Below are 26,969 nucleotides of genomic sequence, written 5' to 3'. Positions count from 1 at the left end.
AAAATCATGAAAATAGGCATTATCGGGGCAGGTTTTGTGGGCCGGGCAGTGGCGAAACTGGCGATAAAAGCCGGACATCAGGTCATGCTCAGTAATTCGCGGGGGCCTCAGACGTTATTCAGCCTCAGGCCGATGATCGGGTGTGAAATCGGTACGGCCACAGAAGCGGCTGCTTTTGGCGATATCGTGGTGATTGCTGTGCCACTGACGGCTATCGGGCAATTGCCGGTCGCGGAAATCGCCGGAAAACCGGTCATCGATGCTGTGAATTATTATCCCGAACGTGACGGTCAGGTGGCAGAACTGGACAATCAGACCACGACCACCAGCGAATATCTTGCAGGCTCCCTGCCACAGTCAAAAATCACCAAAGCGTTCAATGCGATTCAGATGACGGATCTTGAAAAAGACGGCTTACCTGCCGGAAACCCGCAACGCCGGGCATTGCCTGTCGCCGGCGATGATGCGGAAACGAAAAAAACGGTCATTGCGTTATACGACGCATTTGGTTTTGACGCCGTTGATGTCGGCGCACTTTCCGAAGGCTGGCGCTTCCAGTGCGGCATGCCGTCCTATTGTGTGCGGATGACCGAAAGTGAATTAAAGGCTGCGCTGGAAGGCGCAGTCCGGCCGGAACCGGCAGGAAGATAAAGGGGATTTTGCTCCTCCCCCTGCGCAGGGGAGGATCTGACCGGGCTATCAGCCCGTTTCTTTGCGCCGCCTTAAACCCCTTCAGGTACCCAGGCCCCCTGCAACTGTACCTGCGGGAAACCTGAGGTCAGAATGCGTAACTCCGCATCTCGCGGGGTGTTATCACCCTGGCCCTGAATGCTGACGATGTCCTGCGGGCAGGCGGAGAAGGCGACGTAGCAGTCCATTTCGGCGCGCAGGATAATGTAGTCGCCAGGGCGCGTGACCACGGGCAGGGTTTTCAGGGTACGGCCGTCCGGTTGTACCTGAATGTTCATGAAGATGTTGAACGAGGCCAGATTGCCGTGCGGCAGTGTTACGCCCAGTTCCGCCATGCCTTCAAACAGGTTGTCGTGGCAGTTGCGGTGCGGTTCGGTGCAGCCGAGTAACTCGTAACGACGCGCATCGCAGGCGGCCATAAAAGTGTCATGCACGCCGGGTGAGGTGTCGGCGACCAGCGTCAGAATCGGGTGGCGCTGGCTGGTGATAAAGCTGTCACCCACCTGTGGATTCAGCCTCTGATTCCACACGCGCGTGGCTTCCATACACATATATTCACTGACGTCTTCGGCGTTATACGCCCAGCAATCCACCACTTGTGTGCCGTACAAATTCACGACCTGCACGGCTTCGCCTTTCGCCAGACGCACGGCTTTACCGTGGCGGGCGGGGATCAACCGGATGTCACGATGCTCAAATTCAACCGACATTTTTTTCTCCTGGTTAATGTTGCATGCCACGACGATAGCGCGTCATGCGAAATTCAATATGGCGCGCCAGCCAGTCAATCAAACTGTTCAGCATCCAGTAACACAGCGCGACCGTGAGATAAATCTCCAGCGGCGCGTAAGTCTCAGAAATCGCCTGTCTGGCGGCGTACATAAACTCCTGCACTGACACAATCGACAGCAGGGCGGAGTCTTTAATCAGGCCGATCATCAGCCCGACCAGCGGTGACAGCATCTGCGGCAGCGTTTGCGGTAACACCACATCGCGCAACTGTTCCGTACGGCTCAGCCCTAACACACGACAGGCTTCCCACTGGCCGCGGGGCAACATCTCAATCGCCGAGCGTACAACCTGCGCAATATACGGCGCGTAATACAATGTCAGCGCCAGCACACCGACCTGCGGTGAGGTAAAAGTGATGTCGTATTCCGGCAGCACGAAATAGAGCAGATAAATAGCGATCAGCAGCGGAAGCGCCAGCGTCAGGCTGGTGTAAAGATGCAGTAACCGTTGCCAGAATGGCGGGGCACGCATCAGTGCGACGGCCATGAGTGTGCCCCAGAGAAGGGAACAGATGGCCGCCAGGGCACACAGGCCGAGGGTCGACAACATGCCATCGCCCAGCGACGGCAATGACATGAGAATTGCCTGCCAGTCCATTACGCCATCCTCCGTTTTGTTTCAAGATGTCGTACTACGCTGATGAGCGGCAGTGCGATCAGCAAATATCCGGCTGATACCAGTAACAGTACCTGCGTGGCGTCGTAGGTACGGGCGATCACGATTTGTCCGGCATAGGTCAGTTCGGTCAGCGCCACAACGGACGCCAGCGGCGTAGTTTTCAGTAAAATCGTAAACTCGTTCACCAGCATCGGCAGGCTGGCGCGGATCACCTGCGGATTGATCACATACCACCATGTCAGCCAGCGGTTCAGCCCCAGCGTGCGCGCCGCTTCACGTTGTCCACGGGTCACCAGACTCTGATTGACCCGCAAGATTTCCGCGACGTACGCGCCGCTGTTCAGGCCAATCGCCAGCACGGCCGCCAGCATTGGCTGACCACCGAGGCCGAGACGCGGCAGGGTAAAGAACACCACAAAGAGCTGCACGATAGCCGGTGTGCCACGCATCAGGCTGACATACAACCGCCCGGTGACGCGCCATAGCCTGGCATTGCGCAACTGGATAAAGCAGATGATTTGCCCACACAACAGACTCAGCAGCGCCGCCAGGACGGTAAGTGTCAGCGTCATCAGCAGGCCATGGCCTAATTCGGGAAGTGCTGCAATCACCTGGTTATCCAGCCCCAACATGCGTTATTCCTCGTCAAATGCTGACAGATTTTCCGCGACCGAAAGCTTCAGCGGCGCGGGTTTATCATTGCCTTCAATACCGGTGCAGCAGGCGGAAACGATAAATAGCGTGTCGGCCACCACGCGACAGGTAATGCTGTCGCCCGGCTGTGTGCGGTTGGTTTCCGGCAAAATATCACCTTCGCGTGTCAGCCGGACGTGCATGAACAGATTGATGGGATCCGGCAGTTTCGGCACGTTCATGTCCAGACGTGCCAGTTCACTTTTTACCGATTCAATGCAGCCATCCCCCTGATAACCACGCTCAGTCAGCCATGCGGTGGTCGAACCCGGCAGCAGCAGGTCATGGCGTTTTACGCTGTCTTTGCCCAGCACCATCACCGGACGACGGCGGTTATTCACCAGACGCATCCCGGAACCCAACAGATAGCTGTTGCTGAATACGCGGGTGTGATGAACCGACAGCCAGACGGCAGGGTCGCTCAGGCTGAAGCCAAACAGTGAGGCCACCGCGCCTTCGCCCGCTGCCGTGATGCGTAACAGTTGCCCGCGTAGCACGCGAATGGAGCCCGTCTCACCGGCTTTGATATCTACCGGCCTGGCCAGCGGACGGACTTCGCTTTCGGCCCAGCCTTGACGCATTAACAGCATGCTGAATTTCCCCCGTGGTAATGATTGCTGACCTGAATATCAATCGGCGTGACCTGTAAACCGTTGCCGGGAATGATGTCCTGCGGGCAGGACGACACCGCGCAAATCAGGTCACACAGGGCTTCAAAGACAATACAGTCACCGGCTTTACTGTTCGGATCCGTGACTTCCATGCGGCCATCGGCGGTGACCGGCCCGTTCTGGAACAGGTTGAACGGTTCCGGCAGGCTGAAATAGGTCACGCCGTGTGCCTTCATGCCTTCAAGCAGGTTATCGACGCAGTTGCGATGGCCTTCAACGCCGAAATCAATACTGAAACGCGTGCGGTCACAGGCCGGAACATTGGCATCATGAATACCAATGGTGTCGGCGACGATGCGCAACATCGGGCGGTTTTCACTTGACCACAGCGCCTCACCGGGTTTGAAGAGCAGCGAACGAAGATGCTGACGCGTATGCACCGGCGACAGTTTTTCATTCAGGTCGGCGGCATTCACGGCCACAAAATCGGCGGCCTGCTGCCCCTGGGCATCAGTGACGGTAATAAATTGCCCTTTGTTCACGGTAAAGGTTTTGCCATGACCGGCGGGCACCGTCAGCAGGGATTGGCACATAACTTACTCCTGAGGAATGAAATCGCTGGCGGGTACGGTAAAGGTGGTGCCGAGATACTGTTTTTGCAGCGTGGTGAGTTCGCCGTCTTTCTGCATCGCCAAAATATGATTGCTGATGGCTTTGTTCAGGCTGGTGTCGTCTTTACGTGTTGCCCACGCCATCCACTGCGACGGACCGGCTTCGCCAACCTGAGCGACTTTGTTCGGGTATTTTTTAACGATCGGCGCGAGCACCGAAATGTCGTCAAACACGAAATTGGCGCGTTTAGTCATCAGCGTGCTGACGGTCTGATCCAGCGTATCCACGCTGATGATGGTGATCGGCTTTTTGCCTTCTTTGGTCAGCGTTTCGTTAAAGCCCTTCAGCAATTGTTCCGGCACGCTGGCGCTTTTCACAGCTCCGCTCAGGCCAGACAACTGTTCCGGCGACAACGTTTTGCCGCTGAATTTTTTCACATCTTCCGCGCGCACCAGCACACCATTGACAGTTTTGCTGTAAGGCACCGTGAACAGTACTTTTTTGGCGCGTTCGGCGGTGACGTTAAGGGAAGAACCTTCGGCATTGAATGAGCCGGAGATCAGGCCGGGCAGGATGCCACTGAACGCAGTTTTCTGAAACTCCAGTTTCACGCCGAGGTCTTTGGCGAAAGATTGCATGATCGCCACGCTGTAGCCGGTGATCTCGCCTTTATCGTTGGTGAACTCATAAGGCGGGAAGGTCGGGTCGATGCCGACGGTGATTTTACCGCTGCTTTTGATGTCTGACAGCGTGTCAGCGTGTGCGGTGCCGGCCGCGCCAGCAGTGATTAAAGCAGCGATCAGCAGTGCTATTTTTCTCATTATGGTGATTCCCTGGTGTGGGTGAAATGTCACTGACCACAGAGCAGTTTCCATGCCACTTTTTTAAACAGTCGCCGCCTGAATATGATGGGAAACATTTTTTTCTTCGATAATCAATGAGAAACAAACGTTTCTTATTATAATATTTTTATTTCTCTGGTTTCATTGGCGGGAATGAAAAAGCAGCGGAAAGATCCGCCGCTGCACTGATTTGGGGATAAGTGTTCAACCGTTGCGCCAGTGCGGCGCATTACTCCAGTTCTTCGAGGCTCTGGTGCAGGGTTTCGATGGTGGCGAGATGGTAGCTGCCGGTTTTACCCATGCTACGGGCGACCAGTGAACAGAGCAGGTTACAGACGCCGGAGAGCGCCACGGTACTGTCGAAAATCAGATTAACGTCGGTATGGCAGCGCAAGACCCAGTTGGCATATTTCGCCGGTTTACCGGCCAACACATCGGAGATATACAGCATCGGCACCTGCATGTCAGCCAGGGCACTCATGGCGGTTTCCAGTACAGGCATACGGCGACGCAGCCCGACGCAGATCACCACATCTTGCGGGCCGAGCGCTGCCAGATGTTCTGCCAGCGAATCACCGGCGCGCGGCAGCAGGCGGACGTCGGGGTGAACGTGGATCAGGTCGCGGTAAATCAGCATGGCGATGGTCTGACTGTGACGCCAGCCCATCACCACCACACGCTTCGCTTTGGCAATGGCCTTCACGCAGGCTTCCATCTGGTCATCTTCCAGTGAACGGAACGTGTTCACCAGGCTGGAAACCTCTTTTTCCAGATGATTTTGTATCAGCGTGCCGAGAGGCGAAGCGCTGGGTGCGGCCTGAAGATACAGAGGCGAGCCGCTGTTTTGCATTTCACGCGCCTGACGGCGGGCAGCATCGTAGCTTTCATAACCGATGTGGCGAAAGAATCGTGTGGCGGTCGCTTTGGATACGCCCGCGCTCTGCGCCAGTTCAGTCGCGGTATTCATCGCCAGCTGGCCCGGCGCTGCTAACAGGACATCGGCTAAACGTTGTTCATGCAACGAAAGCTGATCCCATTGCTGCCGGATACGGCTTTCCAGCGATGCCGTTTTTACGCTCATGAATGATCCCCGGAAAGAAAAAATCCATCCTGCACATAACGTGCCGGATTGTCATGCACAATCTGTATCGCGATCTTGACAGTGCACAGAGGTTGATGGTTGTATGATACAACTATCAACCAGAAGCCCGGGTAAACTCATGCCAGACCACGCCTTAATCGAAGAAATCCGTTCCTCCTCGCGCCTTATGGTACGCGAACTGGGTTTTATGAACGCCACACTGGCAGCCACGGAATATTCACCTTCTGCCGTACACAGCCTGGTGGAAATTGAAAATCAGGGCGCGATGACCGCCGCACAGCTGGTGCAGATCCTCGGGCTGGAAAAATCCAGCGTCAGCCGCATGCTTGCCCGCTTGCTGGCTGCGGGTGAACTGCAGGAAGTACCGGTGGAAAATGATGCCAGGGTGAAACAGCTGACACTCACGGAAAAGGGCATACAGACGGTCGGGCGGATTAATGAATACGGCGCCATGCGCGTGATCAAGGCGCTGGAAAATCTGGATGCTACGCAGCAGCAAGCCGTCGCCAACGGCCTGACGGCGTATGCCCGCGCCCTTGAACGCTGTCGCGACGCGGACAATGCTGCACCCCAACAAACCATTGAAATCGTCACGGGATATCAGCCGGGCATGATTGGCCGGATTGTGGAAATGCATGGCACGTATTACGCCAATAATTACAACTTCGGGCATTTCTTTGAGGGAAAGGTTGCCAGCGGACTGGCCGAGTTCTGCGGGCGTCTGCATGAACCCTGCAACCGGGTCTGGCTGGCGGTCAGCAATGGTCGGGTGATAGGTTCAGTGGCTATAGACGGTCAGGATCTGGGAAATAACGAAGCCCACCTGCGCTGGTTTATTCTTGATAACCGCTGCCGGGAAGCGGGCATGGGCAGAAAACTGCTCAGTGAAGCGATAGCGTTTTGCGACGGGCGCGGATTCGACGCTGTTCAGCTCTGGACCTTCAGTGGTCTTAATGCTGCGCGACGTCTGTATGAATCGTTTGGTTTCGAACTGATGAAAGAATGGCAGGGCGACCAGTGGGGCATGACGATGACCGAACAACAGTTCACCCGCCGGTCACCGCGTCATGCCGGTGTGACCTTTTAGGCTTCTGTTAAAGGTGATTTTATTGATTGATGAATATGGGCTACAGGGGCCGGTTTTCCGAGGAAATACCCCTGACCAATATCACATCCGAGTTCCTGTAAAATAACAAGCTGACTTTCATATTCAATGCCTTCAGCAACAACTTTCACGTTGAGTGCATGGGCAAGGGAGAGAATCGAACAAACAATTTTATTCTGTTTCTCATTCGTCTGGAATGTATCAATAAAACTCTTATCAATTTTTAAGGTATCAAAAGGGAAGTTGCAGAGCTGGGAAAGGCTTGAATATCCTGTGCCAAAATCATCGAGAGCAATTTTAACGCCTGCGTCACGGAGTCTTTTAAGGGTATGCCTGGCAAGGTGTTTATCGCTAAACAACGCACTTTCCGTGACTTCAACTTCCAGACGCTCCGGCGGAAAACCCACATCGTCAAGAATATCTATGATTCTTGATTTAAGATCCTTGTTACATAAAAGTAAAGGTGAAAGATTAAAGGACAACAGTTTGTCAGATGGCCATTTTAGCGCATCAAGGCAAGCCTCCCGTAAGAGATATTCTGTCAGTTCCGCTATTGCCCCCGTGTCTTCAGCAAGAGCAATGAACCTGGAGGGTGGGATGAATTTTCCCTCCGAGATTTCCCATCGGGCAAGGGCTTCAAAACCTATAGTTTTTTCTGATTTCAGATCCACTAAGGGTTGGTAATAACTGACAAAAACTTTGTTTTGCAACGCTGATTTAAAATCACGTTCCAGTTGTGCCATGGATAACAGAGAATCTTCCATGCCCGCAGCGAATGCTCTGATCTGCTCTCTGCCGGCTTTTTTAGCAACGTGCATGGCACAATCGGACTGCTGAATGACCTTTTTAAGATCGGACGAATCTTCCGGAAATCGTGAAATACCCATATTGGCAGAAATATTGAATGTAATTCCGTCCAGATTAACAGGTGAACATAAGGTGCGCATAACCCGCCCGGACAGCAATGTCAGATTGGTATTATCAATATTAGCTTTCAGAACAAGGAAACTATCTGCTGTGAGTTTATAAACGCAACCCGGAAAAATATTCACCAGTCTCTCTGCCACGATCTTAAATATTCCATTATGATAGTCATGGCCGAAAATATCATTAATATCCTTCAGTCTGTTTATTTCTATAGTGAATACACCGAAGCTGTTTTTGTTTTCATTATTATATTGGGCAATGGCAGAGGTTAATGTGATTGTATTGGGTAATCCCGTCACGGGATCATGACATTCAACCCAATGAAAATTCTGTTCGGCCTCCATTCGACGGGTCACTTCCTTCTCCATGGCCTTTATTCTCATAAAGGAAAAAATCAGGCCAAGAAAACCAGTCACATTGAGTGCGATGAAAATTTCATCTAAATTGTAGGTTTCATATGAAGTAAAGAAAGAATAAAGAATTTCATTCATATTAAAATACAGAGAAATTAAATAAATTACTATGAATAACCCGATCCAAAAATACAACTCGACTTTTACCTTATTGCGAAGCTTTCTTAACATATATAACCTCACAATAAGTCACAAAGTCAGTGAAAATAATTTATCTGCATGTGTTATCGGCATTTTTATGCAGATATTTAGCCCGGATACGGTTTTTTTAATAAGGGATCTGTTTATTGCGGATTTTTGTGGTGTTGATCACTGTGGACAAGAGGGAGTCAGTAAAGCACGCAGACTTTTAGGGGGCAAGGCCACCGGTCGGACAGGGCCGGTGGCCTGATATTATTTGATTTCGGTCACGAAGTTTTCACGGCTGCGGCGAACTTTCTTCAGGTTCACCAGCCAGTCACCTTCATGGGCGCGATAGCCCAGCGGCAGGATCACGACACTGCGCAGGTTTTTGTCTTTCAGGCCGAGGATTTCATCCACGGCAATAGGATCAAACCCTTCCATCGGCGTCGCATCAACTTCTTCAAACGCGGCGGCAATCAACGCGGCGCCTAAACCAATGTAGGCCTGACGCGCGGCGGCCTGATAATTGGCTTCGGTACCGCGTTCAGCAACGATAGCCAAGAGCTTCTGGCGGTAGCTTTCCCAGCCTTCGTTTTTAAAACCACGGACTTCATTGGTCAGGTCAAACATCATGTTCACGCGTTCAGGTGTGATGTCATCCCATGCTGCGAATACCAGCAGGTGAGAACAGTCAGTAACCTGTGCCTGATCCCAGGAAACGGTGCGGATTTTTGCACGAATATCAGGATTGGTGATCACTAACAGTTCGAAGGGTTGCAGGCCGCTTGAGGTCGGTGCCAGACGCACGGCCTCAATAATATTTTCAATCTTTTCGGCCGGTACCGTTTTGGTCGCATCAAACTTCTTGGTTGCGTAACGCCAGGCCAGTTTTTCGTTTAAGGTCGTCATCTTTTTTTCCTGAAGGATAAATTTGGAAGCGGGGCGTTGCCTGTGACAATTATCCCCGAAATAGCCGCCCGATAATCGCATGAACCGGATCCGGGGTTTTATGCTTTTGAGCCCTCAGAAAGCGCGTGGCCCGCGAAATTTGCAGGGTTTTGCCTGCGGATCGGGTGACAGTAACGATCACCCGCCGGAGGCCGAACCGGGAGGCAATACAGGAAACACTGAAACAGGTAATGTGCAGTATTAGTTTTCTGGATATCATTATAATCCCTCATCACCCAAACGTATGTTTCGTAGCGGATTGCAGCCGCGTCTGAAACCTGAAGTAAGAAGAGGCAGTGCAGTAAACTGCCGGGAATTTATGATGAAACAGTCAAGGCGACCACGATGCAGACAAAGCGGATCCTGATTATTGAAGATGATGCCGATGCGGCAGATGTTCTCGATGCTTATTTAAAACGTGAAGGGTATGACGTGCAAATTGCCGGTGACGGCCTTTCCGGGCTGGAGCACGCGCTGCGCTGGAAGCCGGATCTCATTCTGCTGGATGTCATGCTGCCGGGAATGCGTGGCACCGATGTTCTGGCATCGCTGCGGCGTGAAAGCACCACGCCGGTGATCATGGTGACAGCGATGGGCGACATGCCCGATAAAATTGGCGCGCTGCGTTTCGGTGCGGATGATTATGTGGTCAAACCTTATAATCCGGGGGAAGTGGTGGCCCGGGTGCAGGCAGTGCTGCGCCGTGTTGCAGCAGAGGAAAACAGCACCCCCGCCGTGTTGCGCTGGCAGGGACTCGACGTGGATGTCGAGGCGCTGACGGCGGCGGTTCGCTCAACCTCGGGCGAATCGCATTATCTTGATTTAACACCAACAGAATTTGGCGTTCTGAGCACACTGATGCGGGCACCGACACGACCGTTCTCACGTCAGTACTTACTGGAACATTGTCTGCCGGAAAGCGAGGCGCTGGAAAGGGTGGTTGATACGCATGTCTATAACCTGCGCAAAAAACTCGAGTCCGCAGGTATCGTTAACGTATTAGTCAACGTGCGTGGCGTCGGTTACCGGTTCAGACAACCATGAATCCGTCAAATTATCAGTCCTTGTGGCGCTGGATTTGTGTGCGGGTCCTGACGCTGGCCATCGGCAGTGTGGTCGTGATCGCGTTGTGCATGTGGCTGCGTTTTGCCATTCAGAATCTCTGGGTATTGCACCATATGTCTCCCGCGCTCAGGGCAGAATTCTACCTGCTGCGGGACAATCCGGATCTTAACCTCACGCGCTTTCATGAGATTGTCGATCAGGGCTGGGGGGCGCGGTACTCCGATCCTTCCATCGCTTCGGCCGACTGGCTTATGGTTGGCATCCTGGTATTAGTGGTGACGCCGTTTATCGCTATTTTGGGATTAAAAGCCGCGCGTCCGCTTTCGTCGCAATTTAGCCGTCTGGCGCAGGTGGCGCGTGCGGTCACGCAGGGGGATTTCAATACGCGGGCTGAGCCGGTGAAAAATGCCCCGGCGGAGCTGATACAGTTCACCGATGATTTTAACGCCATGATGCTGCAACTTTCACGCTATGAGCGGGAGTTGCGGGCCTCCCATGTGGCGATGGCGCATGAACTGCGATCGCCGCTCACGGCGGCGGTCGGGCGTTTACAGGGCATGCTGGACGGTGTGTTCCGCCCGGAGCCGCAGCAGTTGCAGATGGTGATGACACAGCTTTTGCATCTGAACCGTCTGATCGACGAACTGCATTTGCTGTCGCTGGCGGATGCCGGTCAGCTGAACCTCAGTAAGACAGAGCTGGATCTGGCAGAACTGCTGCGCGAGCGGATTACATGGCTGAAACCTCAGTCGGCGAAAGCCGGTTTTGATATCACCCTGACGCCGGGTGCCCCGTGCCGTTATATCGGTGATCCGTTCCGGCTCGGGCAGGTATTTACCATTCTGATGGAGAATGCATTGCGTTATGCGCTGGAAGGACAGCGTCTGGACATCGCGATCGCCCCCCGCAATGGCGGTTATGAGATAACGTTTCAGGATAAGGGGCCGGGTGTGGATGACAGTTTTCTGCCTGTTATGTTTGAACGCTTCAGCCGGGCAGAATCTTCTCGTGCAAGGCATTCCGGGGGTAGCGGATTAGGTTTATCCATCGCCCGTGCGATTTGTGAAGCTCATAGCGGGCAGATCCGTGCAGCGAAGAAAACGCAGGGCGGGCTGAAGATCACGGTCATCTTACCGCCGCCGGAAAACAGCCAATAAAAACTCCGCACTGCAAAAAATAAGGGATGCTGTGTGCATCCCTTTTTTATATCGGTTTTTTACATCAGGATCAGAAGTCGTACGTCATTGAGACTTTGAGCGAACGCGGTTCTCCCTGATAGATATAGGTTCCGGTGCTGTCGATATTTGACCAGTATTTTTCGTTGGTCACGTTATCAACACCCGCACGCCAGACCATATCATTTTGGTTAATTTTGGTCCGGTAGCGCACGCCAAGATCCAGAACGGTATAAGCGTCAATTTTCTTCGTGTTGGCGGAGTCTGCCCACTGGGAGCCGGAATGATTCACCAGCGCGGTGGCCGTCAGGCCGTCAACCGGTTTAATGTCATATTCCGCCCCCAGAACCAGGTTGTAACGCGGCACGCCAATCGCATCTTTACCGTTGTAGGTATTGTCTTCTGTTTTGGTCATTTCCGGATCAATCCAGGTGGCGCTGCCGTTCAGACGCAGGCCCAGCACCGGCTCGCCAAAGACGTTCAGTTCTGCACCCCGGTTACGTTGCTCACCGTCCATGCCGTAGAAATCCTGACTGTTGAGGATGCCTGAAGGTTTTTTGATTTCAAATAACGCAAACGAACCGCCAACACGCCCGAAGTCCGCTTTTACACCCACTTCGTTTTGTTTTGAATGCGCAATGCCGGTGGTTGTACCGTAGTTTTTCGCTGTGTCCGGTGCCACATCACCGGGTTGTAAAGATTCGGTGTGGTTGGCGTACAGGGAAATAACCTGCCACGGTTTGTACACAACGCCGTACGTCGGCATCCAGCGGCTGTCGCTGTAACGTGATGACACGTCTTCAGCGCCGGTCGCATTCTTGTAATTACGTACGATCACTTTCTGATGACGGGCACCGACGGTGAACAGTACGGTGTCATCCAGAATGCCCAGCGTGTCGGCTAACAGATAGCCCTGAGTCCGGTTACGCCCGGTGGTCAGCGGGTCGTCATAATGACCGCCAGACAGATTAGGTGTCGGGTTCGGGACATTCGTGGTGTGATAAATATTGGTGTTTTCGGCATTGGCACCGTAGGCCATACGCCACGCGGTATTATTGCGTGAAGTCAGGGCGGAATAACCGAAATTGACCTTGTGGGTAATAAATGCGGTATCGAAATTGCCGCGAATGCCTGCCATTCCGCTGAAGTTATTGATGATGCGGTTGGTATCCAGACGGCCTATTGTTGCCGTTCCGTCAGCCTCTTTCAGCGCAGGGGAGGCATAGTCACCGGTTTCATGCGAATGTTGTGCACCCACGCCGCCATACACTGTCCAGTTATCGGTCACATCATATTCCGCTTTGGCCATACCAAATTCGGACTCAATATTGCTGTATATCCAGTCCTGACTGTAATTGTGACTGTTGGATGGCACTTTCGGGATGAAATCCACACCACTGATATTTACGCCAAGACGGGCGTCGTGGAAGGTTTTCTTTTGATAGCCCATATCCACCGAGGTACGAAGTCGATCACCGCGATAATCAAGGCCCAGCGAGGCTGCGGTGGTGCGTTTTTTCTCACCATCAATACCGGTTTCACCTTCGCGGTTAACGGCATTGAGACGGACACCGAACTGATTGTCATCACCAAAACGACGGCCCAGATCCAGCGTGCCGCCGACCTGCGAGGAAGAGGTATAATCCACACCCACGCGGGTCAGCGGCGCGTCATCCGCATGTTTTGGCTCAAGGTTAATCATGCCGCCAACGCCGCTTGTCGCCGCGCCGTTCAGTAATCCGTTCGCACCCTTGAAGATTTCCACCCGGTCAATTAATGACGTATCAATTACCTGACGGGGAACCACGCCGGGTAATCCGCCATACGTCATGTCATCACCATCGAGTTCGAAGCCACGGATACGGTAGGTTTCCGCGAAGTTGCCATACCCCTGAACGTTCTGAACACCGGCATCATTGCGCACGACGTCAGCAATGGTTCTGGCTTGCTGATCCTGCATCAATTTTGAGGTGAAGCCGATGATGTTAAACGGCACATCCATCGCATTCTGTTCGCCAAGCATACCAAGACGGCCACCATGTGCCACCTGGCCGTCCAGATAGGCCGGAACCAGCTGATTACCGCCGGGCCGGAATTCATTATCCGGCGTACTGACGATGGTCATCGTATCGCCCGCCGCAGCTGTTGAACCGGTCGCCGGAGCAGGGGCTGTGGCCGCGAGTGCAGGCGTGCAGCTGACGCTGACAAACAGGGCCAGCAGGGTCGGTGTAAACCCCGCAGGTGAAATTTTTTCGCGCATAGTGTAACCCTAATGTAAAAAGGACTGAGAATCATTATTATTTGAATTTGCGATTATGCGTATGGCGCTTTGGGATGCAAGAAAAATCTCAGGGGCAAATGTTTTCGGGAGAGCGGGCGGAGACAGCATAAAAAAATCCACGGCAGGGCGTGGATTTTAAGCGAATGCGCAGGGTTACGGCATCGGATTCTATTTTTTCTTATTAAGCATCGATTTCAAATCGGCAAAGGGATTGTAGGTGGCTTCGCCAACATCTTTTTGTGCATCTTCTCCTGCCACAACGGTTGTGCCGTACTGGTCAGCCTCAGTGTATTTTGAATGTTCGTGGTCATGGCAATACAGACATAACAACTCCCAGTTACTGCCATCTTCCGGATTATTGGTATGATCATGGTCGATATGGTGAACCGTTAATTCACGCAGGTTTGAGTAAACAAACTCCCGCGAACAGCGCCCGCATACCCACGGATAGATTTTCAGCGCTTTCTCGCGATATCCGCTTTCCAGACGCTGGTAGTTTTTTGGGATCAGTGCCATTGAAATGTTATCCGTTACAAAAAGATAATTTTACGTTTGTGCCGCTAATATATCCCGTAATGCGGCAGAAGGAGAAATGAAAGAAGGCCCGGACAGCCACTTTTAAGCAGACCTTTGCGATAAAAAGAAAAATCCACGCCATGACGTGGATTTTCGCAGAGGTTTCAGAACAATATGCGCTGAGTTTGGAATCAGACGTTAAACAGGAAGTTCATCACGTCGCCATCTTTAACGATGTAGTCTTTGCCTTCTGAACGCATTTTGCCCGCTTCTTTCGCGCCTTGCTCACCTTTGTAGGTGATGAAATCGTCGAATGCGATGGTTTGTGCGCGGATAAAGCCTTTCTCAAAATCAGTGTGGATTTTACCTGCAGCTTGCGGCGCCGTTGCGCCAACAGGGATGGTCCATGCACGGACTTCTTTCACGCCGGCGGTGAAGTAAGTTTGCAGATTCAGCAGCTCATAACCGGCGCGGATCACGCGGTTCAGGCCCGGTTCTTCCAGACCCAGCTCAGCCATAAATTCTTCACGGTCAGCATCGTCGAGTTCAGCGATGTCCGATTCAACCGCAGCACAAACAGCAACGACGACTGAGCCTTCCGCTTCTGCAATTTTGCGCACAACGTCGAGGTAAGGATTGTTCTCGAAACCGTCTTCATTAACGTTCGCGATGTACATGGTGGGTTTCAGTGTCAGGAAGCTCAGGTAGCGGATGGCCGCTTTGTCTTCCTCAGTCAGAGCCAGCGCGCGCAGCATGCCGGCGTTTTCCAGCTGTGGCAGGCATTTTTCCAGTGCGGCCAGTTCTGCTTTCGCGTCTTTGTCGCCGCCTTTGGCGCGTTTCTGCACACGATGAATCGCACGTTCGCAGGTATCAAGGTCAGATAACGCCAGTTCGGTATTGATGACATCAATGTCATCAGCCGGATCCACTTTATTGTTAACGTGAATAATATTGTCGTTCTCGAAGCAGCGCACCACGTGGCCGATCGCTTCGGTTTCACGGATGTTGGTCAGGAACTGGTTACCCAGACCTTCGCCTTTAGAGGCACCTTTTACCAGGCCCGCGATGTCCACAAATTCCATGGTAGTAGGCAGGATACGCTGGGGTTTTACAATTTCTGCCAACTGGTCGAGACGCGGATCGGGCATAGGTACCACACCGGTATTCGGTTCGATGGTGCAGAACGGGAAGTTTGCCGCTTCGATACCCGCTTTGGTCAGCGCATTGAACAGCGTAGATTTACCGACGTTCGGCAGGCCGACGATACCGCATTTGAATCCCATGTTTTTCTCACCTTAATATCTTAATTATCAAACGATTAAATATAACCGCACGATGTAATGACCACAATTCCCCGCATTATACACGAGAACCACATTTATCTCGATCCGCTTGTGGCCGTCCCTGATATCAGCACACAGGATAAACCTTGCCTCGTCTGGTTCATTTTTAGATACTTGTCACAATTTTTTAACTGATCGGGAAATGTACCGGATGTTCTATGTTTAGTCCGCGTAGTCTGAAGTTGTCTGAAGTGAAGAATGAAACGCTGGCCGGATTCGTGGTGGCGGTATCAATGATCCCTGAGGCGGTCGGCTTTTCACTGGTTGCCGGGTTGTCACCGATTGTCGGTCTGCATACGGCGTTTATTATCGGGCTGGTAACGGCACTGTTTGGCGGTAAACCGGGCATGGTCTCGGGCGCGGCGGGTTCCATTGTAGTTGTGCTGATGAGTCTGGCGGCGCAACACGGTATGGGATACGTGTTGTGGGCGACCATTTTTGCCGGGATGATCCAGATACTGATTGGGGTTTTCCGCCTCGGAAAATTTATCCGGCTGGTGCCGTTGCCTGCGGTTCACGGCTTCGTGAACGGTCTGGCGATTGTCATTATGCTGGCTCAGTTGCACATGATTGCCGGGCAGGGGCCACTGATGTACGGGCTGGTGCTACTGGCGATACTGGTGGTGGTGCTGTTCCCGAAACTGACCAAAATCATTCCCGCTTCGCTGGCGGCGCTGATCATCGTTTCTGCCGTCGCGATCGGTTTTAACCTGCATACCTTGCGGGTGGGTGATCTGGCGGATATCTCAGGAGCATTGCCGCATTTCAGCCTGCCGGTTGCACCGTTCAATGTGGATATGCTGAAAGTCGTGCTGCCCTATGCCGTCGTGATCGCGCTGGTCGGCCTGATTGAATCGCTGCTGACCATGACGGTGCTGGATGAAATGGGGAATCAGAAGGGCAACGGTAACCGCGAGAGTATCGCCCAGGGCGCGGGCAATGCCATTTGCGGGTTGTTCGGTTGCTTCGCCGGTTGTGCGATGATTGGGCAATCGATCATTAATTTTACCTCCGGCGGTCGCGGGCGGATTTCAGGTACGGTGGGGGCCATCCTGCTGATTCTGTTTGTGGTCAGTCTCTCCGGTTATATTGGTCTGCTGCCCGTCGCGGCGCTGGCCGGGATTATGCTGGTTGTCTGCTACAACACTTTTGAGTGGAGTTCGCTGCGGCGTCTTCGCCGTATGCCGAAAGCCGACGTGCTGGTAATGCTGATTGTCACGGTCATCACGATTTTCACCGATCTTGCTGTGGCGGTTATCAGCGGCGTCATTATCTCAGCGCTGGTTTTTGCCTGGCAACAGGCGCGTATCCGTATTCGTGAGCACAAAACCAAAGGCGATCTGACGGTGTATAAACTAGACGGGCCGCTGTTCTTCGGTTCTGCGGCGACATTTGCTGAACTGTTTAATCCTGAAAACGATCCGCAAAATGTGGTGCTGGATTTTGCCGGTACGCGGGTCATGGATTCCAGTGGGGTTGAGGCGATTGATAAGCTGACTGCGCGTTATCTTGAAGCCGGTAAAAGCATCCGCCTGCGCCATCTGAGTCATGACTGCATCAGTCTGCTTAAGAAAGCCGGGCCTTTCTGCTCTCATGAACTCGACGATCCGCAATATTATGTTGCGGAAGATAATTTGTAACGAATAGGTTAAATGTAATTTATTTTCCATCTTTGTGGATCTGACAGATAACTGAATTTGAAATTATAAATTCAGTTATCTATTTTATTTTTACACTTTACTATAATCATCTCATTTTCCGAACGGTATACTCTGAATCATATTTAATAGTTATTAATCATTGATTGTTATATAAAAAGCGTATGGTTTTCATATCCTGGTCATTCAGCGGGGTGGTGAATAGCTTTCGCTGTTAACAGATTAAACTCGTTTAAATGGAAGGGAAGTTAAGGATGATCTATGTATAGATTAATAAGTAATATTATGCCAGCTTATGTTCGGTATGCGGATAAGATTGGAACTAAAGGCGCGTGTATGGGAATGGTGCTGACATGGCTTGGCGATGTTTTAAAAAGCCCCATGGGTCAGAGTGCTGAAAAATGCTTACAAAAGTCTGTTTTCCCGAAAGATGTTGATGAGGCAGCACTGCAAGTCTTATTTGAGCGTTCAACAAGAAAACAGACGCATTATATGGACAGAATTCGTGCCTACGTATTATCAGGTGGTAAAGAGTCCCATTTGAAATTCTTAGCCGCTTACAAGGACAAAAAACAACGAATAAATGAAATTAAACGCAATGTCCCGGGGTTATACTACAGAGAATACCCACTTACTTATTACAGGGATATTAAAGGGCTGGATGTTGAGAATGCATACTCATCTACGAAACAAGGGGTGATCATATCTGTTGATCTTCTCAGGGAAAATCAGAACCTTCATGTTACCGCTGCTATAAGAATGAGTGAGATTCTGACTTATTTTCTTGATCCTAATTATGGGTTATATCGCATAGATGGCAGAGATCCTAATAAAGAAATAGAGGCAATACTTTACAACCTATACGGTCGTTTTTATTTCTCCGGGCAGATTGTCGTTAGTCAGTAATGCAGAGATTAACGGAGCCTCCGGTGAAGATCTGTGGGTGTCATTCCCTGGCCTCGCAGATGTCAAACCGCTGACAGCGGGCAGGCCTGCCTGTCCGCATACTTTTAAGATAAACGCTTACAATTCGTGGCAAAAAACGGCCAAATTCATATCGCTGAAAATTCTGTAATGTTATACCGTTACGCTCATCTGACTGCGTAATTGCTGGCTCCGTGCCCGCGTCGCGGGTTATTTTTTCTCTGCCGGAGCAGACATGAGCACAAACAAGGCATCCGGGACTGATGACGCCGGTAAACCTCTGAGTTTTCAGGTGGCCGCCTCCCACACACGCTGGCTGACCGGGCTTATCAACGGCATCATGGTGATCAGCAGCGTGCTATATTTGATATTGCTGATGCTGTATATAGTTTCCCCTGACTCAGTCTGGCCGTGGGTGACCGGCAATATCATGGCCGCGATGTGGGTTTGTGCGGCCTCTCTGCAATGCGCGAGGCGCATCAGTCGCTGGCGTGAGCAACAGTTTGCGCCTGCCATTGACATGGCGGCTGAAAACACCACACCACATACCTCTTCAGGATTTTCTCAGCGCCTGGCGTCCCGGCCGTGGATACGCCCGGTTTTACGTTATGTCGACGCGCAGGTGTTCTTTCAGGCATTTCCCGCGTTAGCGGCACTATTACTTATCGCATTATTGTGGCGATTACCGTTACCGGCAAATGACGCCGGTGCTGCGGGGTATTTTGCCGGTACGGTATTCATTCTTTGCGCTTTTGCGGTGCTGGTTCTGGAACGTCACTGGACGCTTAAAAGCCCGCTGGAATGGCCGGAAGCGGCAAAACTCGCGCCAATATTGCGTATGCTGATTGGCGTTTTTTTGCTGAGTGCATTAGCGCTGATGTTTGCCCATGGTGCTTCGGTGTGGCCGGCGCATCTGCTGATGTTTACCGGATTGTTACCGGGACTGGTGGCGCTGGAGCTTGTCCTGCGGGCGCTGATGGCGATGTTTTCGCCGCTGCGGGAGGGTAAAGAACCTGAGTTTATTGCGGGCAGTCTGCTGGCTGCACAAATTTGCTGGCCGCCGCGTCCGTTACAGTTTGTGCAAAACGAACTGCATCAGCATTTTGGTATCGATCTTCGTCAGATTTGGGCATTTCATTTTATGCGCCGTGCGCTGTTACCTCTGGCCGCAATTTTGTTACTGACCGGCTGGCTGCTGACGGGCATCAGCGAGGTGCCACTGACCCAGCGTGGGATCTATGAATCCTTCGGTAAACCGGTGGCAGTCAGGCAACCGGGTTTGCATGCCGGGCTGCCATGGCCTTTTGGCCGCACGCTGTTGGTCGATAACGGTGAGGTGCATGAACTTACCACGGGGTCAGAAGACGCTGCGACGCTCGCATCCGTCACGGTGGCTGACACCGCCGAAGGTCCGGCGCCGGAAAGTGCCAACCGTCTGTGGGACTCCGGCCACAGCAGCGACAAATCCCAAATTATCGCCAGCGCCGCGAACGACCGGCAAAGTTTCCAAATCATGGACATGGACGTGCGCTTCGTATACCGGGTCGCCATGAACGATGATGCTGCCATGGCAAGCCTTTATCACACCGCAAATATACCGGTGCTGATCCGCAGTATCGCCAATCAGGTACTGGTACATGATTTTTCTTCGCGCACACTCGACAGTCTGTTGGGTAGCGAACAGACACGCCTTGCCGCTGACATTGGCCGGAAAGTACAGAGTCAGCTTGATCATCTCAACAGTGGCGTGGAATTGCTGGCCACAGTGATTGAATCTATCCATCCGCCTGCAGGTGCGGCGGATGCTTATCATGGCGTACAGGCGGCACAAATATTGGCGCAAAGCGCGATTGCCGGTGAGAAAGGGCAAGCTGCACAGCAACTGAATGCGGCACAGCAATTTGCCCGTTTGGCGCTGGATGCCGCCAGCGCCAAAAATGACGAAAATCGCGATCAGGCGCAGATCATGGCGCTGCGCTTCAACGCAGAAAATCAGGCATATCAGGCCGGCGGGCAGTCGTTCCTGACCGGGCGTTATTTCAGTCAGCTGACGCTGGCAATGCAGCAGCATCCGAAGGTGTTGATTATCGATCATCGTATCAGCGGCGGAACGCCACCGGTGCTGGATCTGAGAAGTTTTACCCTGCCATTTACGCCCGCAGCGGATAAAGCGGCGCATTCTGTTAAAGCGGAGATTACCCGGTGACTGATTCTCCACAACCTGAAGTCCACGGACATGATCATGACGCACATGGTGGGCATCATCACGGCGCCGGACATCATCACCATCATCATTCCGGGCCTGCAACCCCCGGACTCTGGCGGCGGGTCACGATTGCCGTTGTCCTGGTGGCGCTGATTGCCGCCACAGCCTGTCTGGTACAGGTGCGTTCCGGTGAGGCGATGGTAATTACACGCTTTGGTAATCCGGTGCGTGTACTGCTGCAACCCGGGCTGGCGTGGCATCTGCCGGTGCCGCTGGAAACGGCGATCCCGGTGGATTTACGTATCCGTACAACGTCCAGTGGCTTGCAGGATGTCGGCACGCGTGACGGGCTACGGATCATCGTGCAGGCTTATACCGTCTGGCAGGTGAAAAACGATCCCCAACATGTACAGCGTTTTATCCGTGCGGTACAAAATCAGCCGGATATCGCCGCCGCGCAGATACGCACCTTTATCGGCTCGGCGCTGGAAACCACCACCAGCGGTTTTGCGCTGGCTGATCTGGTGAACACAGACGCCGGCAAAATCCGCCTTTCCGGCTTCGAACAGCATTTGCATGATCAGATTGCCCGTCAGTTGCTTGACAGCTACGGCATCGAACTGGTGCAGGTTGGCGTTGAACGCCTGACATTGCCGTCGGTCACCTTAGATGCCACGGTAGATCGTATGCGGGCAGAACGCGAAACCATTGCCACCGAGCGGTCTGCTGAAGGCAAGCGTCAGGCGGCAGAAATCCGCTCATCCGCTGAGCGCGATGCCCGCGTGATTAAGGCCGATGCATTGGTCAGCGCGGCCAATATTGAGGCGCAGGCGCAGTTGGAGAGCACGGCAATATACGCCAAAGCCCGGGCCGGTAACCCCGAATTGTACGATCTGCTGCGATCGCTGGACACGCTCAACAACGTGATCACGCCAGGCACTCAGCTGATATTGCGCACTGATGCGGCACCGTTCCGGCAACTGGTGGAAGGCCCGCCGTCATTACCTGCCGCCAGTAACGGGACGCCGCCATGAATCCGCTGTCCCGTTTTCACGGAAATGCGTGGTTTCAGGCAGGGCGTATGGCCTACCTGGCGCTGTTTGCCATGACGCTGATTGCGGCCGCAAACTGGCTGTTCTCTAATGTCCGGCAGATAGCACCGGATAAGCGCGCGGTGGTGATGCGCTTCGGGGCCGTTTCGCGTACGGCGGGGGCCGGGCTGCTGCTGGCCTGGCCGGAACCGCTGGAACATGTTGAAATTTTGCCTGCCGCCGACCGGGTGATCGAACATCACGTTACGGCTTTGCTCAGAGAGAATATTGTGCCTGCCTGGACCAATACCGGCGGTGAGAAAAATGATGCTGTCGCAGGTGCGGGGTATTTACTGACCGGCGATTCCGGCGTGGTTCAGCTGGATGTGCAGGTATATTACGTGATAACCGATCCGGTCGCGTTTGTGTTGCAAGGGGAACATGTGTTACCGGCCCTGGATCGTTTAACTGAGCATGCGGCGGTCGCGATTTGTGCTTCCCGTGATCTGGATACCATTCTGGTCGCCCGGCCTGAAATGGTGAGTAACGGCATCTCTGTTGCAGAACGCCGTGAGCGGCTGCGTGGTGATTTACGTCAGGCAATTAATCAGCAACTTGCCGCGCTGACGGCGGCGGGCAGTAGCCCGGGGATCGAAGTCCGTCGCGTTGATGTGCAATCTTCACTGCCACCGGCGGCGGTTGATGCCTTTAATGCCGTACTGACGGCCAGCCAGCAAGCGGAACAGAACATCGCCACTGCCCGTAACGAGGCCGCACATGTTCATCAGGAGGCGGTTCAGTCGGCAGATCGTGCCGTGCAGGTTTCCCATGCCAAAGCCAGCGAGCAGATCGCGCGCGCCTCAACGGATACAGCAACCATTGTACAACTGGCTAACGACCACTCGCCTGAATTGCTGTGGCGTTTATGGCGTGAACGGATGCCGGGGATCCTCGCTCATGCCGGCAGCGTCACGGCTGTTGATCCCCATGACGACGCGCATCTGATCCTGCCGGGGCCAGACCGTCCATCATCTCAACCCTGAGGTATTGCTCCTGTGACTTCTTTTTCTTCTGAAGAACCGCAAACATCGCCGGCAAAAAGTGTGCTGTTAACGCGTCATGAGCAACGAAACATGGCGATGCAGTTACTTCTGGCAATGGCGGCGTTTGGTCTGTTGCTGTGCGGCTGGATCTGGCAGTGCTTGTTTGCGCAGCAAAGTGACATCGGGCAAATTTTATTTGGTGTGGCGTCACTGCTGGTGGCGGTTCCGGTGCTGCGCTCGGCCCTGTACAGTTTACGCAGCCCCAGCCTGCATGGCGTTACCGATCAGCTGATTGCGCTGGCGATGTTGGGGGCGTGGGCTACGGGTGATCTGATGACCGCGGCACTGTTACCGGGCATTATGATTTTGGGTCATATTCTAGAAGAGCGCAGCGTTATCGGTTCGCAGGAAGCCATCAATGCACTCAGCCATCTGACCCGCAGCCGCGCCAGGCGGATGTTGCCCGGCGGTGAGATTGAGGAAATCGATAACCACCGGTTGCGAACCGGTGACCGGATTGAAGTGCGCGCCGGTGACCGGTTACCCGCCGATGGCCGCGTGTTAACGGGCAGCGCCAGCCTCGATACCGCACCGATCACCGGAGAATCAGTACCACAGGAAGCCCGCGTGGGTGACGATGTGTTCGGCGGTGCCATTAATCTCGACGGATTGCTTTGCGTTGAAGTCACGCGCACCGGTGCGGATGCTACGCTCGGAAAAGTGATTGCGTTGATGCAAAAAGCGGAGCATGCCAAACCGCCGATCACCCGTTTGCTTGAGCGTTATGCCGGGCAATACCTGGTGCTTATTCTGCTGATTGCTGCCGCGACCTGGTTCGTCACGCAGGATGCCCATTCCATGCTGGCGGTGCTGGTGGCAGCATGCCCCTGCGCGCTGGTGCTTTCCGCACCCGCGACGGCAATAGCCGGTATCGCTGTGGCCGCGCGTCACGGCATTCTGATCCGCAGCTCGGCATTTCTTGAGGAACTGGCGGATCTGAATGCCATCGTGGTCGATAAAACCGGCACGCTGACGCACGGTGAATTGCATTTGCAGCGTACGGTTCTGGCCGGACAGGAATCTTCTGACGCTGTGCTCTGTCTGGCAGCCAGTCTCGGTGCCGCGAGCAGCCATCCGGTCAGCCGTGCGCTGGCGAAGTTACTGCCGCGTGAACAATACTTGCCGCTGGAAGATATATCAGAACAACAGGGGATGGGAGTGCGTGCGCGAACGGCGCAAGGCGAGGCCCTGTTAGGGCGTCCGGCATTTTTCAGCCGGAATGCTATCCCGGTGACTGCCGAACCTGAGCATGACGGACCGCTGGTCGGGCTGGCGCTAAACGGGCGTTTTCTCGGCTGGTTACTTCTGTCAGATTCTTTACGGCCTGAGGCGCTAACCGCCTTAACCGAACTGCGTCAGTTGGGTCTGCAACGACAGCTTCTGCTGACCGGTGACCGCGCCAGTGTGGCTGAGCGTATTGCCAGTGAGCTGGGCATCAGTGATGTGGTCGCACAGGCCTTACCGGAAGATAAACTGCATCAGGTATCAGCGGAAATTGCGCAAGGATTCCGGCCGATGGTGGTCGGTGACGGCATTAATGATTCTCTGGCGTTAAAAGCAGGCGTTGTCGGCATTGCGATGGGCGCGGGCGGTAGCGATATTGCGCTGGCCTCCGCCGATGTGGTGCTGATTGGCAGTGATTTGCGTCGTCTCGGCACCTGTGTCCGCCTGAGCCGGGCGTGCCGTAAAACGCTCAAAATCAATGTGTTCATCGGGCTGGGCTGGACGTTGTTAGTGATGGTGGCTGCCGCCACCGGTTTACTGGGCGTAGGCGGTGTGCTGATTGCGGCACTGCTGCATAATCTGAGTACCTTGCTGGTGCTGGGCAATGCCGGACGTTTGCTGCGTTTTGACGAACCACTTTAGATAAATTAATGGAAAGTAAAACGGGCGCAAACATTTGCGCCCGTTATCGTCAGTACTGATCGCAAAGTGGTGTTTAAAGCTCTGCTTTAAAAGTATGTAACCGACGCATGGTTTTTTCCAAACCTTCTTTCATCAGCAACTCAGTACAGCGCAGTGATTCATCAATCGCATCGTCGATTAGCTTCTGTTCGCTGGCCGGTGGCTTACCCAGCACAAATCCTACCACTTTACTTTTATCGCCAGGATGACCGATACCGATACGCAGACGGTAAAAGTTCGGGTTATTGCCGAATTTACTCTGAATATCTTTCAGGCCGTTATGACCACCATTGCCGCCACCCAGTTTGATTTTCGCCATACCGGGTGGGATATCCAGCTCATCATGTGCCACCAGAATTTCATCCGGCTCAATGCGATAAAACTGAGCCATCGCCAGAACTGCTTTACCGCTGAGGTTCATAAAGGTGGTCGGCACCAGCAGCCGGACATCCTGACCTGCCAGTGACAGTCGGGCGGTGTAACCAAAAAACTTACTTTCTTCTTTCAGTTGCTGATTGTGCTGACGGGCGAGAAGGTCGACGTACCAGGCGCCGGCGTTATGGCGGGTCTGGGCGTACTCTGCGCCGGGATTGGCCAGCCCAACGATCAATTTAATGCTGCTCACGATGTTCGCTTCTTTAATCCGGTGAGGTGTAGCGGGCTAGTTTACCTGTCGCTGGTGGTTGTGCCAAACACCTGGCAGCGTTAATTCCTGCCGATGCATCAGAAACTGAATAGTTCATGGCGCTGACTATTAACCTTTCGAACGTATCTGTCTGGAAAACGTAAAGATTTGTCATTCAATATGCTCTGTCTGTGATCATGACCGCAAAGTGAACCGGATGGGACGTCTATAGTTAAAGGCAGGAAAAGACAAGACAGCAATGATGCTAAGACTATCGACAACCGGAGGTGACTTATGAAACGTAAAACCGCAACAATAATCGGCAATGGCCTGATGGGACTCGGTTTGCTCACAATGGTCGGTGGTGTTGGTTATTCTATCCTGAATCAGATGCCTGAACTGGGGTTACCGCAATTTCTGGCCCACGGAGCCATTGGGAGTATCTTTATCGGTGCTATTTTATGGCTGGCCGGTGCCAGAGTCGGTGGGCAAGAGCGTGTTGCAGACAGGTACTGGTGGGTGCGTCATTTCGATTCCCGCTGCACGAACGGTAAATCACACCGTCATTCCTGAGTGTATCAGAGAATGTTCTGATGTTCCGGGTCATAAAAAAACCGTTGTCGCTTTCGCGATAACGGTTTTTGCATTTCAGGTTCTGCAAAAGCAAAATGCCCCCTGAACACAGGGGCATGATGATTAATGCTCGAACATTGCAGAAATGGATTCTTCATTGCTGATGCGGCGGATAGCCTCAGCCAGCATGCCTGACAGGGTCAGGGTACGTACTTTTTTCAGTGCACGGATTTCTGCGGACAGCGGGATGGTGTCACATACAATCACTTCGTCGATCACGGAGTTTTTGATGTTTTCTACTGCATTTCCGGAGAAGATCGGGTGAGTGGCATACGCGAACACGCGTTTAGCACCGCGTTCTTTCAGTGCTTCAGCCGCTTTACACAGCGTGCCACCGGTATCGATCATGTCATCAACCAGTACGCAGTCACGACCGGCGACATCACCAATAATGTGCATTACCTGAGAAACGTTTGCGCGTGGACGACGTTTATCAATAATAGCCATATCAGTGTCGTTCAGCAGTTTTGCCACGGCACGGGCGCGGACAACACCGCCGATGTCCGGAGAAACAACAATCGGGTTTTCCAGGTTCTGTTGCAGCATATCTTCGAGCAGGATAGGGCTGCCGAAAACGTTGTCTACAGGCACATCGAAGAAACCCTGAATTTGCTCTGCATGCAGGTCTACGGTCAGAACACGGTCAACGCCAACGCTGGACAGAAAATCAGCCACAACTTTAGCGGTAATAGGCACACGGGCAGAACGCACCCGGCGATCCTGACGTGCATAGCCGAAGTAAGGGATAACGGCGGTGATACGACCAGCGGAGGCGCGGCGTAAGGCATCAACCATGACCACCAGTTCCATCAGGTTATCGTTAGTAGGCGCGCAGGTGGACTGGATAATGAAAATATCTCCGCCACGTACATTTTCGTTAATTTGCACGCTTACTTCGCCGTCGCTGAAACGACTGACGGCGGCGTCACCAAGGCTGGTGTATAAACGGTTGGCAATACGTTGTGCTAGTTCCGGGGTGGCGTTACCAGCAAAAAGCTTCATATCAGGCACGAGAAGAACCTCAGGCT

General features: G+C 53.1%; 24 protein-coding genes and 1 pseudogene. 11 read left to right on the top strand and 14 right to left on the bottom strand.

All coding sequences use genetic code 11. The features are described 5' to 3' along the window. Positions 1-6: 6 nt before the first annotated feature. Positions 7-651, top strand: a complete 645-nt coding sequence (locus ACOZIO_RS02145) for an NADPH-dependent F420 reductase (RefSeq protein WP_421594880.1) — start codon at positions 7-9, stop codon at positions 649-651. Between the two features lie 71 nt (positions 652-722). On the opposite strand, the gene ACOZIO_RS02140 is transcribed toward ACOZIO_RS02145, so the two are convergent. The 7 genes and pseudogenes from ACOZIO_RS02140 to ACOZIO_RS02110 all read right to left on the bottom strand — a co-directional run bounded on the left by ACOZIO_RS02140 (position 723) and on the right by ACOZIO_RS02110 (position 5,939). Continuing rightward, entirely contained in the window at positions 723-1,400 is a 678-nt protein-coding gene (locus tag ACOZIO_RS02140) for a DUF1989 domain-containing protein (RefSeq protein ID WP_129990677.1), read from the bottom strand. A gap of 13 nt (positions 1,401-1,413) precedes the next feature. Then, positions 1,414-2,079 (bottom strand): amino acid ABC transporter permease, encoded by a 666-nt coding sequence (locus ACOZIO_RS02135; protein ID WP_421594879.1) that lies wholly within the window; start codon positions 2,077-2,079, stop codon positions 1,414-1,416. Beyond that, positions 2,079-2,732, bottom strand: coding sequence for an amino acid ABC transporter permease (locus ACOZIO_RS02130; RefSeq protein ID WP_129990679.1), 654 nt, complete (start codon positions 2,730-2,732; stop codon positions 2,079-2,081). The genes ACOZIO_RS02135 and ACOZIO_RS02130 overlap by 1 nt, the downstream gene beginning before the upstream one ends. A 3-nt stretch (positions 2,733-2,735) precedes the next feature. Beyond that, the gene (locus ACOZIO_RS02125; RefSeq protein WP_129990680.1) at positions 2,736-3,383 is read right to left on the bottom strand and encodes an urea carboxylase-associated family protein; all 648 of its coding nucleotides are present in this window, start codon (positions 3,381-3,383) and stop codon (positions 2,736-2,738) included. Continuing rightward, a pseudogene (locus tag ACOZIO_RS02120) lies at positions 3,370-3,997 on the bottom strand (DUF1989 domain-containing protein); the annotation flags it as partial. The gene ACOZIO_RS02125 and the pseudogene ACOZIO_RS02120, both read right to left, overlap by 14 nt. 3 nt (positions 3,998-4,000) lie before the next feature. Then, positions 4,001-4,837 carry a transporter substrate-binding domain-containing protein gene (locus ACOZIO_RS02115; RefSeq protein WP_129990682.1) on the bottom strand — a complete coding sequence of 279 codons (837 nt, stop codon included), beginning with the start codon at positions 4,835-4,837 and terminating at the stop codon, positions 4,001-4,003. A 250-nt stretch (positions 4,838-5,087) separates the two neighbouring features. Next, a complete protein-coding gene (locus tag ACOZIO_RS02110) occupies positions 5,088-5,939 on the bottom strand; it encodes a MurR/RpiR family transcriptional regulator (protein ID WP_129990683.1) in 852 nt (283 codons plus the stop codon). Positions 5,940-6,078: 139 nt separating this feature from the next. Between ACOZIO_RS02110 and ACOZIO_RS02105 the strand changes: the two genes are divergently transcribed. Further along, on the top strand, positions 6,079-7,047 hold the full coding sequence (locus ACOZIO_RS02105; protein WP_421594878.1) for a bifunctional helix-turn-helix transcriptional regulator/GNAT family N-acetyltransferase: 969 nt from the start codon (positions 6,079-6,081) through the stop codon (positions 7,045-7,047). Here ACOZIO_RS02105 and ACOZIO_RS02100 read toward each other — a convergent pair. Further along, positions 7,044-8,576 (bottom strand): putative bifunctional diguanylate cyclase/phosphodiesterase, encoded by a 1,533-nt coding sequence (locus ACOZIO_RS02100; protein ID WP_129990685.1) that lies wholly within the window; start codon positions 8,574-8,576, stop codon positions 7,044-7,046. The two genes, ACOZIO_RS02105 and ACOZIO_RS02100, sit on opposite strands and share 4 nt — an antisense overlap. Before the next feature lie 222 nt (positions 8,577-8,798). Continuing rightward, positions 8,799-9,437, bottom strand: a complete 639-nt coding sequence (locus ACOZIO_RS02095; protein ID WP_129990686.1) for a nitroreductase family protein — start codon at positions 9,435-9,437, stop codon at positions 8,799-8,801. A 384-nt stretch (positions 9,438-9,821) separates the two neighbouring features. Between ACOZIO_RS02095 and ACOZIO_RS02090 the strand changes: the two genes are divergently transcribed. Beyond that, entirely contained in the window at positions 9,822-10,520 is a 699-nt protein-coding gene (locus tag ACOZIO_RS02090; protein WP_421594877.1) for a response regulator, read from the top strand. Next, positions 10,517-11,698, top strand: coding sequence for a sensor histidine kinase (locus ACOZIO_RS02085; protein ID WP_129951355.1), 1,182 nt, complete (start codon positions 10,517-10,519; stop codon positions 11,696-11,698). Before ACOZIO_RS02090 ends, ACOZIO_RS02085 begins: the two co-directional genes overlap by 4 nt. 70 nt (positions 11,699-11,768) lie before the next feature. Here the strand turns inward: ACOZIO_RS02085 and ACOZIO_RS02080 are convergent, their stop codons facing one another. The 3 genes from ACOZIO_RS02080 to ychF form a co-directional block, all read right to left on the bottom strand. Further along, positions 11,769-13,976: a TonB-dependent receptor gene (locus tag ACOZIO_RS02080; protein ID WP_129990689.1), complete on the bottom strand. Its 2,208-nt coding sequence runs from the start codon at positions 13,974-13,976 to the stop codon at positions 11,769-11,771. Between the two features lie 189 nt (positions 13,977-14,165). Then, the gene (gene yajD, locus ACOZIO_RS02075) at positions 14,166-14,513 is read right to left on the bottom strand and encodes an HNH nuclease YajD (RefSeq protein ID WP_129951353.1); all 348 of its coding nucleotides are present in this window, start codon (positions 14,511-14,513) and stop codon (positions 14,166-14,168) included. A gap of 191 nt (positions 14,514-14,704) precedes the next feature. Beyond that, positions 14,705-15,796, bottom strand: a complete 1,092-nt coding sequence (ychF, locus tag ACOZIO_RS02070) for a redox-regulated ATPase YchF (RefSeq protein ID WP_129951352.1) — start codon at positions 15,794-15,796, stop codon at positions 14,705-14,707. 218 nt (positions 15,797-16,014) lie between these two features. On the opposite strand from ychF, the gene ACOZIO_RS02065 reads away from it, so the two are divergent. The 6 genes from ACOZIO_RS02065 to ACOZIO_RS02040 all read left to right on the top strand — a co-directional run bounded on the left by ACOZIO_RS02065 (position 16,015) and on the right by ACOZIO_RS02040 (position 24,644). Continuing rightward, positions 16,015-17,496 carry a SulP family inorganic anion transporter gene (locus ACOZIO_RS02065; RefSeq protein ID WP_421594876.1) on the top strand — a complete coding sequence of 494 codons (1,482 nt, stop codon included), beginning with the start codon at positions 16,015-16,017 and terminating at the stop codon, positions 17,494-17,496. A 279-nt stretch (positions 17,497-17,775) separates the two neighbouring features. Beyond that, positions 17,776-18,420 carry a hypothetical protein gene (locus ACOZIO_RS02060; RefSeq protein WP_129951350.1) on the top strand — a complete coding sequence of 215 codons (645 nt, stop codon included), beginning with the start codon at positions 17,776-17,778 and terminating at the stop codon, positions 18,418-18,420. Between the two features lie 253 nt (positions 18,421-18,673). Further along, the gene (locus ACOZIO_RS02055) at positions 18,674-20,644 is read left to right on the top strand and encodes an SPFH domain-containing protein (protein WP_421594875.1); all 1,971 of its coding nucleotides are present in this window, start codon (positions 18,674-18,676) and stop codon (positions 20,642-20,644) included. Further along, complete coding sequence (hflC, locus tag ACOZIO_RS02050) at positions 20,641-21,678, top strand: protease modulator HflC (protein WP_377422912.1); 1,038 nt, start codon at positions 20,641-20,643, stop codon at positions 21,676-21,678. The genes ACOZIO_RS02055 and hflC overlap by 4 nt, the downstream gene beginning before the upstream one ends. Then, a complete protein-coding gene (gene hflK / locus ACOZIO_RS02045; protein WP_129951347.1) occupies positions 21,675-22,718 on the top strand; it encodes a protease modulator HflK in 1,044 nt (347 codons plus the stop codon). Before hflC ends, hflK begins: the two co-directional genes overlap by 4 nt. A 12-nt stretch (positions 22,719-22,730) precedes the next feature. Then, positions 22,731-24,644, top strand: a complete 1,914-nt coding sequence (locus ACOZIO_RS02040; protein WP_421594874.1) for a cation-translocating P-type ATPase — start codon at positions 22,731-22,733, stop codon at positions 24,642-24,644. A gap of 73 nt (positions 24,645-24,717) precedes the next feature. Here the strand turns inward: ACOZIO_RS02040 and pth are convergent, their stop codons facing one another. Continuing rightward, positions 24,718-25,308 carry an aminoacyl-tRNA hydrolase gene (gene pth / locus ACOZIO_RS02035; RefSeq protein WP_037034067.1) on the bottom strand — a complete coding sequence of 197 codons (591 nt, stop codon included), beginning with the start codon at positions 25,306-25,308 and terminating at the stop codon, positions 24,718-24,720. A 294-nt stretch (positions 25,309-25,602) separates the two neighbouring features. Here pth and ychH point away from each other — a divergent pair, with 294 nt between their 5' ends. Beyond that, complete coding sequence (gene ychH / locus ACOZIO_RS02030) at positions 25,603-25,881, top strand: stress-induced protein YchH (protein ID WP_129951345.1); 279 nt, start codon at positions 25,603-25,605, stop codon at positions 25,879-25,881. 123 nt (positions 25,882-26,004) lie between these two features. Here ychH and prs read toward each other — a convergent pair whose 3' ends face one another. Beyond that, positions 26,005-26,952, bottom strand: a complete 948-nt coding sequence (prs, locus tag ACOZIO_RS02025; protein ID WP_013575591.1) for a ribose-phosphate diphosphokinase — start codon at positions 26,950-26,952, stop codon at positions 26,005-26,007. Between the last annotated feature and the right edge of the window lie 17 nt (positions 26,953-26,969).

The sequence above is a fragment of the Rahnella sp. PD4 genome, from assembly GCF_049199325.1.
Lineage (GTDB): Bacteria > Pseudomonadota > Gammaproteobacteria > Enterobacterales > Enterobacteriaceae > Rahnella > Rahnella perminowiae.
This window is presented reverse-complemented; position numbering and strand designations above follow the sequence as displayed.